The following is a 14,298-nucleotide window of genomic DNA, read 5'->3' on the forward strand; positions in this document are numbered from 1 at the left end:
TAAATACAATAAGTATATGTCGCATGTTACAGCAGCCGTAAGAACTCCCCTCGTCACCGGTGGCAAAACCTACGCCGACGTGACGGAGGATATCAGCAAACAGGTTGAAGGTAACCCTACTCGTGAGTGGACAATCGCCTTTACCATTGCGGTAGTTGTGCTCATTTACGGAGCCGCCTGCGTATTCTGGACCTGGTGGGAAGGTTTAGGTGTTTGGGGACTTAATAAAACCGTTGGCTGGGCGTGGGACATCACCAACTTCGTATGGTGGGTTGGTATCGGTCACGCCGGTACACTGATCTCCGCTATTTTGTTGCTATTCCGTCAGAAATGGCGGACGGCTGTAAACCGGGCGGCAGAGGCTATGACCATCTTCGCCGTATTGTGTGCAGCTAGCTTCATTATGATGCACGCAGGTCGTCCATGGGTAGCTTACTGGTGTTTACCACTACCTAACACACTTGGCTCACTTTGGGTAAACTTCAAATCGCCACTTGTTTGGGACGTATTTGCCATCAGCACTTACTTTACCGTATCATTAGTATTCTGGTACATGGGCCTTATCCCTGACCTGGCTACGATCCGTGACCGCGCGAAAAGCAAAGTATCTCGCTATATCTACGGTGCTTTCTCGTTAGGCTGGAACGGTTCGGCAAAGACATGGGCTCGTTATGAATACATGAGCTTGATTCTGGCCGGTCTTTCTACCCCACTTGTACTTTCGGTACACACCATTGTAAGTATGGACTTTGCTACCTCGGTTATTCCAGGCTGGCACACAACCATCTTCCCTCCTTACTTCGTTGCCGGTGCTATCTTCTCTGGCTTCGCGATGGTACAAAACCTGGTGTTGATCATCCGTGTCGTATTTAAGCTGGAAGATTACATCACGCTTGAGCACATCGAATCGATGAACAAGGTTATTACCCTGACCGGTTCGATTGTAGGGGTTGCTTACTTGACCGAGTTTTTCATTGCATGGTACTCTGGCGTTGAATTTGAAAGCTACGCCTTCATCAACCGGGCAACTGGACCATACTGGTGGGCTTACTGGGCCATGATGACGTGTAACGTAATTACGCCACAGCTATTCTGGTCAAGGGCAATTCGCCGGAGCATCGTCTGGACCTTCGTATTGTCGGTTATCGTGAACATTGGGATGTGGTTTGAGCGGTTCGTAATTATCGTGACTTCGCTGCACCGTGACTACCTACCATCGAGCTGGGCAATGTTCCACCCAACACTGTTCGATATTAGTGACTATATCTTCTCATTCGGATTCTTCTTTACCTTATTCCTGCTGTTCTCGAAATTCCTGCCAGTTGTGAACATGGCCGAAGTTAAAACGATCATTAAATCATCGTCTGAGAAATTGCCAATTTCGGTATCAGGTGTTGCTAAAGGCGAACGCGTTGCTAACCCAACATTCAATAAAGACGTAGAATAAAATTGTTTCATGTTTCAGGTTACGCAAGCTGGAACATGAGATTTGAAATCTGAAACAAAATAAAGGTATGTCAGACGTACATGGTAGCAGCAAATTCCTGGTCGGCATTTTTGACGATGACGATGTGGTGCTGAAGGCCGTTAAAGAAGTTAGGAATTCTGGAGTGCGGATTCATGAAGTTTATTCGCCCTTCCCAATTCACGGATTAGATATTGCACTAGGGCATCCACGTTCTCGTCTGGGTATCGCAGCCTTTTTGTTTGCGCTATCAGGAACGATTACGGCGCTTTCTTTAACATTCTATACGGAAGGTTTCGATTGGCCGATGATTGTTGGTGGTAAAGATTCTTACTCCCCGGTTATCTACGTGCCTGTTATTTTCGAGTTGACAGTACTGTTTTGCGCCTTGGGTATGGTTGGTACATTCATTGTATCAAACGGCATGGGCCCTACGGTTAAACCGTTGATGTACGACCTCAGAACAACCGATAATAAATTTGCTATGGCTATTGACCTGGGCAAAAATAATATTGGCGAAAGTGATATTGAGCAGATCCTGAAAAAGTCAGGTGCTGCTGAAGTTAATGTTAAGCAGTTCTAATGTTCAGGATGGGAATGATTACTAAACATACGAGCATAACGGCACTAGCTGTCATTGGACTACTCGTTGCAGGAACATCCTGCAAAAGAGGACATGATAACACTGGTGTTGAATATGCCCCCCAGATGTATGATGCTGTCGGTTATGAACCCTATCGGCAGATTAAGCCAAATACTATTAACCCTCAGGGGTTGAATATGCGGCTTCCGGCACGTGGTACAGTTGCCCGCCCTAACTATCATACGACATTCGGTGAAGGTAGCGAAGCTAAAACTGACCTGATGATGTATAATATTCCTGCGGATAGCATCGGAATAGCAGAGCGTGTATTGATAAACCCAATTCCTGAGACTGAAAAGTCAATGGCAGAAGGCCAAGTTCTATACACACGTTACTGCAGCCACTGTCATGGACAAACCGGTAAAGGTGATGGCCCGGTAGCAGCTCAATACAAGGGTGTGCCGAACTATGCAACTGATGCCTACAAGACATTGAACGACGGTCATATTTTCCATGTAATTACGCACGGAAAAGGCCGTATGTGGCCTCATGGTTCACAGATTACACCAGAGGACAGATGGAAAATTGTACAGTACGTACATAAACTCCAACAAGGTTAGTTCAACGCCAGACGCGCAGTGACAGACACTGACAATCGGCAGTTTCTATAACAGACGTCTACCGTTTTTTTATTAATTGACAACCAAATAAGAATGGCATCGGCTCACGCAATACCGTCCTTAGACGAAGAATTTGAATTTACTGCGGAATCCAAACGTCGATTACTGATCGGCATCGGAGCCGGAGTCGCGTTGGTAGCAATTGGCGCGTACTTACTGGCATCAGGTGCTGGTTCGCATGAAGCTCATGGAGCTGCTCACGCTGCAGGAGCACATGAAGCCCATGGTGGAGGTCACCATGAGTATAAATGGACAACCCGCCTATGGGCAAACGTCTGGGTAAACGCTGTTTATTTCACAGGCGCGTCTGTTGTAGGGATGTTTTTCATGTCGTACAACTACCTGGCCCAAGCTGGATGGTCTGTTGCTTTCAAACGTATTCCTGAAGCAATGCCAGCTTATTTACCTTTCATGGCGCTTGCTATATTAGGTACATTTTTCATTGCAGGGCATGACATGTTTCACTGGACACACCCAGGGTTATATGATAAAGCTAGTCCCGAGTTCGATCCCATTATTAACGGTAAGAAAGGATTTTTAAATACACCTTTCTACCTAGGTCGTATCATCGCCTATTTTGGGCTTTGGTATTTCCTATGGCAGCGCCTGCGTAGCTTCTCACTTCAAGAAGACCTATATGGCGGTACTACATATTACGAAAAGAGTATCAAATACGGTGTAGCCTTCCTATTGGTTTTCGGTGTAACCTCTTCTACATCGGCCTGGGATTTCGTTATGTCGATCGATACCCACTGGTTCAGCACAATGTTTGGCTGGTATACACTGGCAAGCTGGCATGTAACAGGTTTAGCTATCATTACGTTGACCGTTGTTACGCTGAAAGAAAAAGGTTATATGCAGTGGGTTAATGAAAGCCACTTACACGATCTTGGTAAGTTCATGTTTGCATTCAGTATTTTCTGGACTTACGTGTGGTTCGCTCAGTTCATGCTGATTTACTACGCTAACTTACCTGAGGAGACTATTTATTATCGTGAGCGTTTCAGTGGTTATGGTGGTATTTACAAAGCGCCATTCTTCATAAACATATTCTTAAACTTTGTATTTCCTTTCCTCGTTTTGATGACTCGGGATGCAAAGCGTACGTACATTATCCTGAAAGTAGCTGCCTGGGGCATTATCATTGGTCATTACTTTGACTTCTATACGAACATTATGCCGGGAACGGTAGGTGAGCATGGTGGTTTTGGTCCAATTGAATTCGGTATGATTTTGATTTTTGCTTCTGGATTTGCCTACAGTCTGTTTTCACAACTGACGAAAGCCAATTTGATCCCTAAAAATCACCCGATGTTAGAAGAAACCCTGCATCACGATATTTAAACATTAACCTTTAGAAAGCATGGTTTATATAGTCGCTTTGTTAGCGGTAATCTTTTTGGGGCTGGCGGCCGTAGTCGTTTCCCGAATGGCGGCCGTTGTAAAGAACGCAAGTGGCCCGGTCGAAGAAGGGCACATTGGATTGAGTAACCGTATTAACGGTATGCTAATGATCGTTTTCTTTGTCTTAGGCTTGATTGGTGCTGCTTGGTCCTTCCTATATGCAAAGCAGTTCTTTTTACCTGAAGCATCATCTCCACACGGTCGGCATACAGATTTTCTGTTTTGGCTGGGAATGAGCATTATTACGGTTGCTTTTGTTGTAACAAACGCCTTGTTGTTCTTCTTCGCCTGGCGTTATCAGCATCGGGATGGTTATAAAGCTGCTTACTATCCAGAAAACCATAAGCTAGAATTAATCTGGACGGTTATTCCGGCAGTAGTAATGGCGCTTTTGGTATTTACAGGTTGGAAAGCATGGCGGGATATTATGGCCGAAGCACCGGCAGACGCACAGGTATTTGAAATCGTTGGTAAGCAATTCAACTGGATTGCCCGTTACCCAGGTGTTGATAATAACAAACTAGGTTCGTTCAATTATAAGCTGATTGACAATAGCAACGAAACGGGGATTGATTATACAGACGAAGCATCATTCGATGATTTCGTATCTACTTCCGAATTACACATCCCAGTCAACAAGCCAATTTTATTGAAAATTCGCGCTCGTGATGTACTGCACAGTGTATTTATTCCTCACCTTCGGGTAAAGATGGATGCTGTTCCTGGTATGCCAACTCGTTTTCAGTTCACCGCTGATAAAACAACGGATGAAATGAAAAACATCACAGGCAATCCTAATTTCACGTACGAAATTGCCTGTACAGAAGTATGTGGTCAAGGTCACTTCTCGATGCGGATACGTTTAGTCGTTGAAGACGAAGCGTCTTGGTTAGCTTGGTGCAAAGAACAAAAGCCTCTGTTAACATCGACGCCAGAGTTAGCAAACCGTATACCGGCTAATCTAAAAGCAAAGGCGGCAAAGTATTTGCCTGCTGATGCAACGGCTGCACCAGCAGACAGTGTAACCGCATCAATACTACCAAAAGGGGTAATCGTAGCTAGCGCCACCCATTAATTTCTAAACTTACATTCAACCAAATACTATGGCGACTGTATCAGCTAACTCGGCAACCGTGGCGCATGCAGCAGAGCATGACCATCACGAGCCGCAAAGTTTTTGGCGCACGTATATTTTCTCGGAAGACCACAAAACCATTGCTAAGCAATACCTGATTTCAGGTATCTTTTGGTCAATTATTGGGATTAGTTTGTCGGTTATGTTCCGACTTCAGTTAGGGTTTCCTAATATGAAGCTAGATTTCTTACGCCCTATTCTTGGTACATGGATTAACGATACTGGTAAGCTTGACCCTGATTTCTACCTGGCATTAGTAACTATGCACGGTACAATCATGGTATTCTTCGTATTAACGGCTGGCTTGAGTGGCACGTTCTCAAACTTCCTGATTCCATTACAAGTGGGTGCACGTGATATGGCATCAGGCTTCCTGAACATGTTGTCATACTGGTTCTTCTTCATGGCCAGTGTTCTGATGTTCGGTTCGTTGTTCATCGAAACAGGACCAGCTTCTGGTGGTTGGGTAATTTACCCACCACTAAGTGCCCTGCCACAAGCCCACAAAGGATCAGAACTAGGTATGACCTTGTGGTTGGTTAGTATGGCCCTGTTTATTGTATCGCAATTACTTGGTGGAATCAACTACATTACCACCGTAATTAACCTGCGAACTCGCGGGATGTCATTCAGTAAATTGCCACTAACAATCTGGGCTTTCTTACTGACTGCTATACTAGGTTTGATCTCTTTCCCTGTATTACTTTCGGCTGCTCTACTTCTTATCTTCGACCGGAGCTTTGGTACTAGCTTTTACCTCTCTGAAATTTACATCAAAGGTGAAGCGCTTCCAAACGTAGGTGGTAGCCCTATCTTGTTCCAGCATTTGTTCTGGTTCTTGGGGCACCCTGAAGTATATATCGTATTGCTGCCTGCTCTCGGTATGACTTCTGAGATCATTGCAACCAACTCTCGGAAACCAATCTTTGGATACCGTGCCATGATTGCATCAATGATGGGTATCGCATTCCTGGCCTTTATCGTATGGGCTCACCATATGTTCGTGACAGGTATGAACCCATTCCTGGGCTCAATATTCATGTTCCTGACGCTCATTATTGCTGTTCCATCGGCCGTTAAAGCGTTCAACTACATTACGACCTTATGGCGGGGTAACATCCGATTTACTCCAGCTATGTTGTTCTCGATTGGGCTGGTGTCGTTCTTTATCTCTGGTGGTCTGACAGGTATTATCCTGGGCAACTCGGCACTTGATATCCAATTGCACGATACCTATTTTGTAGTAGCTCACTTCCACTTGGTGATGGGTGCTGCTTCAGCTTTTGGTTTATTAGCGGGTGTTTATCACTGGTTCCCCAAAATGTTTGGTCGCTTGATGAACGAAAAGCTTGGCTATATCCACTTCTGGATGACGTTTATCGGTATATACCTCGTGTTCTTCCCAATGCACTATATTGGTATTGCAGGTTTTCCACGTCGATATTATGCTTTCACTAGCTATGATTTCACGAAGAACATTTTTGCTGATATGAATGCCTTTATCAGCTTGGCGGCTATTTTCACCTTTACCGCCCAGTGGATATTCATCTACAATTTTGTTCACAGCTTAATTAAAGGAAAGAAATCTCCGCAAAACCCCTGGAAATCAAATACGCTGGAATGGACTGCACCGATTAGTCCTGGACATGGTAACTGGCCAGGTGAAATTCCTGCTGTATATCGTTGGCCGTATGACTACAGTAAGCCAGGTGCCAAAGATGATTTTATTCCTCAAAACGTGCCATACTCACAAACTCCTGAGTCTAATCTGCCACATGAAAATGAGTTGATTGGCCTGGAAAAAGAGATTGAGGCACAGAACCTGAATGACCAGTTCAATCAGCCTCACTAATAAAAAAGAGCAGCGTTTCCGGAGCCTGGCGTTTCTGACAGTAATTGTTATCTACCTGGTTATCTTAGCCGGTGGGATTGTCAGAAGTACAGGCTCCGGAATGGGCTGCCCTGATTGGCCAAAGTGTTTTGGGCGTTGGGTGCCACCTACTGAAATCTCGCAATTACCCGCAAATTATCAGGAGATTTATGGTGCTAAACTGAAAGGGGAGGTAGAGTTCAACGCTGTAAAAACCTGGATAGAATACGCCAATCGATTAGTAGGTGTTTTATCCGGTTTTTTTGTTTTTGCTACGTTGCTATCATCTTTAGTGTATCTCCGAAAAGACAAGGCAATCTTTTGGGGAAGTCTGGCAGCGTTTCTTTTGATTGGAGTTAATGGGTGGTTAGGCTCGCGTGTAGTAGCTACAGAATTAGCGCATTACATGATCACCATACATATGCTTTTAGCCATAGTGGTGGTTTTTGCCTTGCTATTTGTTCTAGTTCGTGCCAATGCCCCTCGATTGATGGCTGACTACCCAAAATCGCCATTATTGAGTTGGCTATTATTAATAGCACTACTAGTAACACTAAGTCAAGTTGTATTAGGAACACAGGTGAGAGATGCCCTTGATGAAGTAGTAAAACGATTGGGCTATTCGCAACGTGATAACTGGATTAATGAGTTGGATTGGCGTTTCTACATTCATCGCTCATTCTCGTTAGGTTTGCTAGCATTTCATCTGGTTGTCATTTACCAACTGCGTAAGTTTACCAAAAACGGCTGGCTCTCATGGTTAACGAATACCTTGATAGCTGCTATTGTTATTGAAATTGGAACTGGTATTACAATGGCCTATTTGGGTGTGCCTGCAATAGCACAACCTATCCACTTGGTGTTGGCTATAGTCATGGTTGGATTACAGTTTTCAATATGGTTGCTGGTAACACCAACGTTATTAGCAGCTAATCAAAAGTCTCTGAGGTCGCGATTAGTAGAAGTATAATATGGAAAAGACATTGGCAATAGCGGTTATTAATGTAAAAGCTAAAGCTTACATTGAGTTATTGAAATTGAAACTTACACTAGCGGTTGTATTCTCTGGTGTATTTGGTTATTGTTTGGCTGTAGATCAAATAAGCTGGTGGAAGATAGCCATATTGGTTGTTGCTTCTATTGGCATGACTGGGGCAGCAAATATTATTAACCAGATTATTGAAAAAGATTCGGATAAAGTAATGAAGCGGACAGCTGTCCGGCCATTACCAACAGGACGACTTACCGTTCGCGAGGCAGCAACATTCGCCTTTATTTTGTTTGGGATGGCCTGCTATCTGTATGTCCAGTTCTTCAATATCCGAGCTGCTGCTTTAGCTGTATTATCACTATTGCTTTACGGATTTGTTTACACTCCTCTTAAACGGAAAGGACAAATAGCAGTCTTTGTTGGCGCTTTACCTGGCGCTTTTCCTCCGATGATCGGCTGGGTTGCAGCCACGAACCAGTTTGGCTGGGTACCTGGTATTTTATTTGCGGTGCAGTTTTTCTGGCAGTTTCCTCATTTCTGGTCAATAGGCTGGCTGGCTTTTGATGAATATAAAAAGGCAGGTATTCAGATGATGCCAGGTAATGGAAAGACGACCGAAACGGCTTTCAGAATTATGATTTATACACTATTTCTGATTCCAATCGGCTGGCTTCCATTCCTGCTTGGTGTAACGGGTATTTACTCGGCTTTAGTAGCCATGCTGGGCGGAATCTTGTTTCTGGCACAAACGTTTCACTTAATGAGAACTTGTACAGATAGGGCAGCGCTGCAAATGATGTTCGGGTCGTTGCTATATTTGCCTATCGTACAGATTGTTTACCTGTTAGATAAAGTATAACAACAAATCATGAGTGAATTAGTAAATGACATTTCAATCGTTGAAGAGCCGCAGGAAACGCTCTCGATGAACCCCCGCAAGTTTATTCTATGGTTGTTCATTGTTAGTATCATCATGCTCTTCGCGGCTATGACCAGTGCTTATCTGGTTCGGAGAGCCGAAGGTAACTGGCTGGAATATGATATTCCATCGATATTTTCGTACAGTTCAGTTGTGCTAATCATAAGTAGCCTGACAATGCACTGGGCTTATCTGTCGGCAAAAAAAGACAATTTTGGGAGTCTGAAAATTGCGATAACTGTTACTTTTGTGCTTGGAGCGATTTTCCTGTACATGCAGTTCCAGGGTTGGGTCGAATTGGTTAACGAAAACGTCTTTTTTGTTGGCAATCCAGCCGGATCTTTTATGTACATTTTCACCGGATTACATGGTTTTCACCTGATTTCTGGCTTAATCGTACTTATTGTAGCGCTAATTGCCTCTTTCCGACTTCGCATTCATGCCACAAGCATGAATCAAATCGAAATTGCTGCCGCTTACTGGCATTTTTTAGACATTTTGTGGTTGTATTTGTTTTTCTTTTTAGTCTATTTCCATTGATAATCTCTTAGACGCATGGCGGCTACTGTAACACACGATACCCTGACGACCGACTCGGATCAAATATTCGACAAGAAAACCTGGATGGGTGGGGTTGAACCAATGAAAGTGAGCTACGGCAAGCTGATGATGTGGTTCTTCCTGATCTCCGATACCTTCACGTTCTCCGCTTTGCTGGTTACTTATGGCCTGATTCGGTATAGTTATCCAGCTTGGGACCCGGCTATTTACGGTGAAGTATTCAAGTTTTCAAACCTATACTGGCCAACGCCGGAAATGGTTTATGCTGCAGTACCATTCCTGCATGGTATTCACCTTCCATTGATTTTTGTAGGCATCATGACGTTTATCCTCATCTTTAGTAGCGTTACGATGGTACTTGCTGTAGAAGCAGGTCACCGAATGGATCGTGCTGATGTGGAAAAATATATGCTCTGGACGATTCTAGGCGGATTCACTTTCTTGGGAAGTCAGGCATGGGAATGGTCGCACTTTATTCATGGCACAGAAACAGGAACAACGATTAGCGAAATTATAAATGGCCAAACGATTCAACGAACCATTTTTGGAGCTAACCTTGTCGAAAATCAGTATGGACCACCAGCCTTTGCCGATTTATTCTTCTTTATAACCGGTTTCCATGGAACGCACGTATTTAGCGGTGTTATACTAAATATTTTGATTTTCTATCGGACTGCGACAGGATTATACGATCGTCGAGGTCATTATGAAATGGTTGAGAAAGTAGGTCTCTACTGGCACTTTGTTGATCTGGTTTGGGTATTTGTTTTTACGTTCTTCTATCTGGTCTAATAATTTTCTATCATGTCTGATCATACACACGGCACTCACGAGGTTGGCGAAATACCACCCGCTAATACAGGCCTTATCTGGCGTACGTTTATAATACTTTCTGTCATTACAGCGATTGAATTTACGCTGGCTTATTTAATGAAAGCTGGTACATTGAGAACGTCAATTTTCGTATTGATGACATTGGTTAAAGCTTTTTACATTGTTGGTGAGTTCATGCACCTTAAGCATGAAGTAAAAAGCCTGATTTGGGCAATTGTCATTCCAGTAGTATTTATCATTTGGTTACTGGTTGCTTTACTAACTGAGGGTGGCGCAATAGGCGACGCAGTTTTTGGATTTCATTAAGGTATGACAACCACTCGAAAAGCCGGGATCCTGCTCGCTACGCTGCTGGTCCCGGCTTTGCTGTATCTTTTCCTCAGGTTCGGTACGCAGAATCATTATGTACTAGGGCGATATTTGCCTAAAATCGACTCGACCAAAGGAGAACCCTTAATGGGAAAAGTCAAGCTAGCGGATGGAAGTGAAATAGTCGATACCATTTACAATCATATTCCTCCGTTCAAACTGATTGACCAGGATGGGAAAGTAATTGATCAATCCATCGTAAAAAATAAGATTTACGTTGCTAGCTTTTTCTTTACACGCTGTGGCACAATTTGCCCTCGAATTTCTTCGCAGTTGACACGAGTGCAGGATATTTTCATAAATAATCCTGACATCCTTTTCCTTTCACACACCGTCGACCCTGAACATGATCGTCCGGCACAATTAAAAGCATATGCACAGAAGTATAATGCCATTCCTGGTAGGTGGTATTTCCTGACTGGAAGCAAAGCCGACATCTATAATCTGGCGATGCATGGCTATTATTTGCCAACGGTTGATGCAGGCCTTAAGGAGGGTAAACCTGACGAAACTTTTATTCATAGCGAAAAGTTGGTATTAGTAGATAAAGAGGGGATTGTCAGAGGGTTTTATGATGGTACTGATAAAGAAGACGTAGATCGACTAGTACTTGAAACACGGGTGTTGTTAGATATTTATAGTAAAGAATAAATCAATAAAGCATGCAAACGGTACAACCGGTTCAGGAGCAGAAAGCTAATCGGGTGATTAATACATTGGCACTGGCAATTCCAATTGCAGTGGCTGTATTACTTGGCGTCCGGCAGAAAGTGGACTTAGGTGACTGGACAACCTATTTGCCGCATATTAACGGCATTATTAATTCCCTGACAACGATCCTGCTATTAATGGGATTTTACTTCATCAAACAGGAAAATGTAGAAGCGCATAAACGCACTATGTTAGCAGCCTTTACCTTAGGATCGCTATTTCTAGTGAGTTATGTACTGTATCACCTGACTAATGAATCAACTCCATTTGGCGGACAGGGTTGGGTTAGACCAGTTTATTATTTTCTGCTGGTATCGCACATTGTTCTTTCTGTAGTAGTTGTTTGGTTTGTTCTACGGGCTGTTTACTATGCGCTAAGTGGACAGATTACCCGGCACAAACAAACAGTGAAATATGCATTTCCAATCTGGTTGTACGTTAGCATCACGGGGGTGATTGTTTATTTGATGATCAAGCCGTATTACCTTCATTAATCTGGAGAAAAATATGAGAAGCTGGAAAGTAGTTCTACTAATCGTAATCTTGTTGGCTGTTACACCAGATCTGATGGCGCAATGTGCTATGTGCCGTGGCACGGTCGAGAGTACAGTCAGTAATGGCCGTAGTGTAGTGGCCTCAGACCTAAATTTGGGTATTTTATATTTGTTGTTGGCTCCTTACCTTATTGTTGCGTCAATTGGCTATCTATGGTATCGGAACAGTAAACGGGATCATGGAAGACGCATCGAAATTGCAGGGCGCGTTAAGCGGGCTATGTCCCAGATGTAGAAAAGGTAAAATTTTCAAAAAGCCATTCTACTCGCCGAAAGGGTTTGATGAAATGTATGAGCATTGTCCGCATTGTGGATTGCGATACGAAGTTGAGCCTGGTTACTTTATTGGAGCTATGTATGTCAGTTATGCCATTTCGGGTGGAGTTGCCCTGATAATCGGCTTTTTGTTATTCTATTTAGGCCATGATCCTGCTGGCTGGGTCTATGCGGCCGTTGTTGTTCCAGCCATGCTCTTTATCGCTCCCATTAATTTTCGAATATCACGCGTTATTTGGCTATACTATGTAGCTGGTATCAATTATGTAAAAGGGCTTTAAGGGCCCTTTTTTTATGCTCAAAAAAAATATTGATGGTCATGCAACCTATGCTCTATTATCTTGCATCTTGCTGTTGAACCTAAACAAATATGCTTCGACTAATACCGTTTTTTACGACTGAAGCGCAGTTAATTGCTGCTTTGAAGCGGGGCGAAGGCCGCGCTCACAAGGTCGTTTATGAGCGGTTTGCGGGCAAAATGCTAGCCGTTTGCACACGCTATTGCGCCAATCGTGACGACGCTGAAGAGGTAATGCTGGATGGCTTTATGCGGGTGTTTGAAAAGATTGAGCAGTTTAGGGAAGATGGGAGTTTTGAGGGCTGGATACGGCGTGTGATGGTGACAGAGTCACTCATGTTTTTGCGGAAGAATAAACAGTGGCGGCAAGAGATACCGATCGAAGACGTAACTGTAGAGCCAGACTATGCTTGGGCTGATACGGCGGTTAATGAAAATGATTTACTCCGAATAGTGAATCAATTACCCGATGGCTATCGTACGGTATTTAACCTCTATGCTATTGAAGGGTATTCTCACGCCGAAATTGCCGAAATGCTGGGTATTTCTGAAGGTACTTCAAAATCCCAGTTGAGTCGAGCGAGAATGCTATTGCAGGCAAATTTGAAGAAATTAGAACAGGAGCCAAAAATGCACCAACAGGTTGGCCAAAATGGATATTATGAAAAAACAGCCAGAAAAGCAGCCCATTGATGATCTGTTTGCCCGAAAACTGGGCAACATGTCTCTGCCGCCCAGTGCCGATGGCTTTGCGCGGCTACAGGCGCGTATGGGCCAAGGTAAGCAAGAAACGAAAATAGTATTCTGGCGCAATCCTGAAATGCAGCGCTATATGGCTGCTGCGGCTTGCCTGTTGCTGGTATGTTTGTTTGGGTGGCTTTACTGGCCATCAGGCGACAAATCGACTATAGATGGCGTACAAATAGCGACGAACCAGAAAGGCAAATCTGCTTCGACTGAAAAAAGGTCAGCTCAAAAGAAGGCAAGCTTAAAACAGCCTATTCAGCCTATTGATAATCAATCGATAGACAACGAAATAAATCCTGTAATGCCAGATAAGGACGTGGCTGAAGAACAATTAGCTGATATAAATAAAGGATCGGTAATCAGCAAACAGAATCGTGATCTCGCCAACCCATCAGTTGAAATTCATAAACCAACCCGGAAGGCTTTACCACTTTCAACCAATGAACCCGTTTTGGCGCAAACAAATCCAAACCCTGTCAATGCTAAAGCGAAGCCAGAAACTGTCAAGCAGGATGTTGTACAACCTATAGTTCAATCATCAACTGAACAGGTGGCCGAAACCAAACCAATAACAAAATCGGCCCCGAGTGCGGAGCGTGTACTGGTTGTAACGATTGCCGAACCAGAAGCCTTGGTTGCAGCTCGCCAAGCAGCTAAAAACGCAGTCGAAGAGCAATCTGTAGTCGCATCAACCGATAAACCAGAGAAAGAAACTAAAATGGGTGGATTGTGGCAGCAGGTCAAGCGAATCAAACAAGGGGAAGTATTTGCCCGTCAAGATAGTCCTAATGACGACGAACGGGGTTTGCTAGGCCGAGCATATAATGGCCTAAAACACAGTTTAGATAAAGATAAATCAACCAAGCAATGAAGAGGGGATTGTTTTTGGTCGCTATAGCAA

At 43.8% G+C, this 14,298-nt stretch carries 17 protein-coding genes; all 17 read left to right on the top strand.

All coding sequences use genetic code 11. The features are described from left to right. Window positions 1–16 precede the first annotated feature (16 nt). Window positions 17–1,447: an NrfD/PsrC family molybdoenzyme membrane anchor subunit gene (nrfD, locus tag GO755_RS24950; protein WP_157588026.1), complete on the top strand. Its 1,431-nt coding sequence runs from the start codon at window positions 17–19 to the stop codon at window positions 1,445–1,447. Between the two features lie 67 nt (window positions 1,448–1,514). Next, a complete protein-coding gene (locus tag GO755_RS24955; protein ID WP_157588027.1) occupies window positions 1,515–2,048 on the top strand; it encodes a DUF3341 domain-containing protein in 534 nt (177 codons plus the stop codon). Window positions 2,049–2,062: 14 nt separating this feature from the next. Beyond that, a complete protein-coding gene (locus GO755_RS24960; protein WP_198174920.1) occupies window positions 2,063–2,668 on the top strand; it encodes a c-type cytochrome in 606 nt (201 codons plus the stop codon). Window positions 2,669–2,761: 93 nt separating this feature from the next. Then, the gene (locus tag GO755_RS24965; protein WP_157588029.1) at window positions 2,762–4,072 is read left to right on the top strand and encodes a quinol:cytochrome C oxidoreductase; all 1,311 of its coding nucleotides are present in this window, start codon (window positions 2,762–2,764) and stop codon (window positions 4,070–4,072) included. Between the two features lie 19 nt (window positions 4,073–4,091). Next, window positions 4,092–5,207: a cytochrome c oxidase subunit II gene (locus tag GO755_RS24970; RefSeq protein ID WP_157588030.1), complete on the top strand. Its 1,116-nt coding sequence runs from the start codon at window positions 4,092–4,094 to the stop codon at window positions 5,205–5,207. 28 nt (window positions 5,208–5,235) lie between these two features. Continuing rightward, complete coding sequence (locus GO755_RS24975; protein ID WP_157588031.1) at window positions 5,236–7,119, top strand: cytochrome c oxidase subunit I; 1,884 nt, start codon at window positions 5,236–5,238, stop codon at window positions 7,117–7,119. Next, on the top strand, window positions 7,094–8,107 hold the full coding sequence (locus tag GO755_RS24980) for a COX15/CtaA family protein (protein WP_157588032.1): 1,014 nt from the start codon (window positions 7,094–7,096) through the stop codon (window positions 8,105–8,107). Before GO755_RS24975 ends, GO755_RS24980 begins: the two co-directional genes overlap by 26 nt. 1 nt (window position 8,108) lies before the next feature. Beyond that, window positions 8,109–8,987: a heme o synthase gene (gene cyoE, locus GO755_RS24985; protein ID WP_157588033.1), complete on the top strand. Its 879-nt coding sequence runs from the start codon at window positions 8,109–8,111 to the stop codon at window positions 8,985–8,987. Between the two features lie 9 nt (window positions 8,988–8,996). Further along, the gene (locus GO755_RS24990) at window positions 8,997–9,587 is read left to right on the top strand and encodes a cytochrome c oxidase subunit 3 (protein ID WP_157588034.1); all 591 of its coding nucleotides are present in this window, start codon (window positions 8,997–8,999) and stop codon (window positions 9,585–9,587) included. Between the two features lie 15 nt (window positions 9,588–9,602). Next, a complete protein-coding gene (locus GO755_RS24995; protein WP_157588035.1) occupies window positions 9,603–10,400 on the top strand; it encodes a cytochrome c oxidase subunit 3 in 798 nt (265 codons plus the stop codon). A gap of 12 nt (window positions 10,401–10,412) precedes the next feature. Next, complete coding sequence (locus GO755_RS25000; RefSeq protein WP_157588036.1) at window positions 10,413–10,748, top strand: cytochrome C oxidase subunit IV family protein; 336 nt, start codon at window positions 10,413–10,415, stop codon at window positions 10,746–10,748. A 3-nt stretch (window positions 10,749–10,751) separates the two neighbouring features. Next, window positions 10,752–11,462 (top strand): SCO family protein, encoded by a 711-nt coding sequence (locus tag GO755_RS25005; RefSeq protein ID WP_157588037.1) that lies wholly within the window; start codon window positions 10,752–10,754, stop codon window positions 11,460–11,462. Between the two features lie 11 nt (window positions 11,463–11,473). Then, window positions 11,474–12,016: a DUF420 domain-containing protein gene (locus tag GO755_RS25010; RefSeq protein ID WP_157588038.1), complete on the top strand. Its 543-nt coding sequence runs from the start codon at window positions 11,474–11,476 to the stop codon at window positions 12,014–12,016. 13 nt (window positions 12,017–12,029) lie between these two features. Then, a complete protein-coding gene (locus tag GO755_RS41535; RefSeq protein WP_227687074.1) occupies window positions 12,030–12,311 on the top strand; it encodes a hypothetical protein in 282 nt (93 codons plus the stop codon). Further along, the gene (locus GO755_RS25015) at window positions 12,256–12,633 is read left to right on the top strand and encodes a DUF983 domain-containing protein (RefSeq protein WP_157588039.1); all 378 of its coding nucleotides are present in this window, start codon (window positions 12,256–12,258) and stop codon (window positions 12,631–12,633) included. Before GO755_RS41535 ends, GO755_RS25015 begins: the two co-directional genes overlap by 56 nt. A gap of 89 nt (window positions 12,634–12,722) precedes the next feature. Beyond that, window positions 12,723–13,343: an RNA polymerase sigma factor gene (locus tag GO755_RS25020; RefSeq protein ID WP_157588040.1), complete on the top strand. Its 621-nt coding sequence runs from the start codon at window positions 12,723–12,725 to the stop codon at window positions 13,341–13,343. Continuing rightward, window positions 13,312–14,268, top strand: coding sequence for a hypothetical protein (locus GO755_RS40995; RefSeq protein ID WP_198174921.1), 957 nt, complete (start codon window positions 13,312–13,314; stop codon window positions 14,266–14,268). Before GO755_RS25020 ends, GO755_RS40995 begins: the two co-directional genes overlap by 32 nt. The last annotated feature ends 30 nt before the right edge of the window (window positions 14,269–14,298 follow it).

The sequence above is a fragment of the Spirosoma arboris genome (genome assembly GCF_009754945.1).
GTDB lineage: Bacteria > Bacteroidota > Bacteroidia > Cytophagales > Spirosomataceae > Spirosoma > Spirosoma arboris.

Excerpts from the sequence above, each read along its gene's own strand:
- nrfD (WP_157588026.1), top strand. The coding sequence starts at position 17 with ATGTCGCATGTTACAGCAGCCGTAAGAACTCCCCTCGTCACCGGTGGC.
- GO755_RS25010 (WP_157588038.1), top strand. The coding sequence starts at position 11,474 with ATGCAAACGGTACAACCGGTTCAGGAGCAGAAAGCTAATCGGGTGATT.
- GO755_RS25005 (WP_157588037.1), top strand. The coding sequence starts at position 10,752 with ATGACAACCACTCGAAAAGCCGGGATCCTGCTCGCTACGCTGCTGGTC.
- GO755_RS24960 (WP_198174920.1), top strand. The coding sequence starts at position 2,063 with ATGATTACTAAACATACGAGCATAACGGCACTAGCTGTCATTGGACTA.
- cyoE (WP_157588033.1), top strand. The coding sequence starts at position 8,109 with ATGGAAAAGACATTGGCAATAGCGGTTATTAATGTAAAAGCTAAAGCT.
- GO755_RS24970 (WP_157588030.1), top strand. The coding sequence starts at position 4,092 with ATGGTTTATATAGTCGCTTTGTTAGCGGTAATCTTTTTGGGGCTGGCG.
- GO755_RS25000 (WP_157588036.1), top strand. The coding sequence starts at position 10,413 with ATGTCTGATCATACACACGGCACTCACGAGGTTGGCGAAATACCACCC.
- GO755_RS25015 (WP_157588039.1), top strand. The coding sequence starts at position 12,256 with ATGGAAGACGCATCGAAATTGCAGGGCGCGTTAAGCGGGCTATGTCCC.
- GO755_RS41535 (WP_227687074.1), top strand. The coding sequence starts at position 12,030 with ATGAGAAGCTGGAAAGTAGTTCTACTAATCGTAATCTTGTTGGCTGTT.
- GO755_RS25020 (WP_157588040.1), top strand. The coding sequence starts at position 12,723 with ATGCTTCGACTAATACCGTTTTTTACGACTGAAGCGCAGTTAATTGCT.
- GO755_RS24955 (WP_157588027.1), top strand. The coding sequence starts at position 1,515 with ATGTCAGACGTACATGGTAGCAGCAAATTCCTGGTCGGCATTTTTGAC.
- GO755_RS24965 (WP_157588029.1), top strand. The coding sequence starts at position 2,762 with ATGGCATCGGCTCACGCAATACCGTCCTTAGACGAAGAATTTGAATTT.
- GO755_RS24995 (WP_157588035.1), top strand. The coding sequence starts at position 9,603 with ATGGCGGCTACTGTAACACACGATACCCTGACGACCGACTCGGATCAA.
- GO755_RS24990 (WP_157588034.1), top strand. The coding sequence starts at position 8,997 with ATGAGTGAATTAGTAAATGACATTTCAATCGTTGAAGAGCCGCAGGAA.
- GO755_RS40995 (WP_198174921.1), top strand. The coding sequence starts at position 13,312 with ATGAAAAAACAGCCAGAAAAGCAGCCCATTGATGATCTGTTTGCCCGA.
- GO755_RS24980 (WP_157588032.1), top strand. The coding sequence starts at position 7,094 with ATGACCAGTTCAATCAGCCTCACTAATAAAAAAGAGCAGCGTTTCCGG.
- GO755_RS24975 (WP_157588031.1), top strand. The coding sequence starts at position 5,236 with ATGGCGACTGTATCAGCTAACTCGGCAACCGTGGCGCATGCAGCAGAG.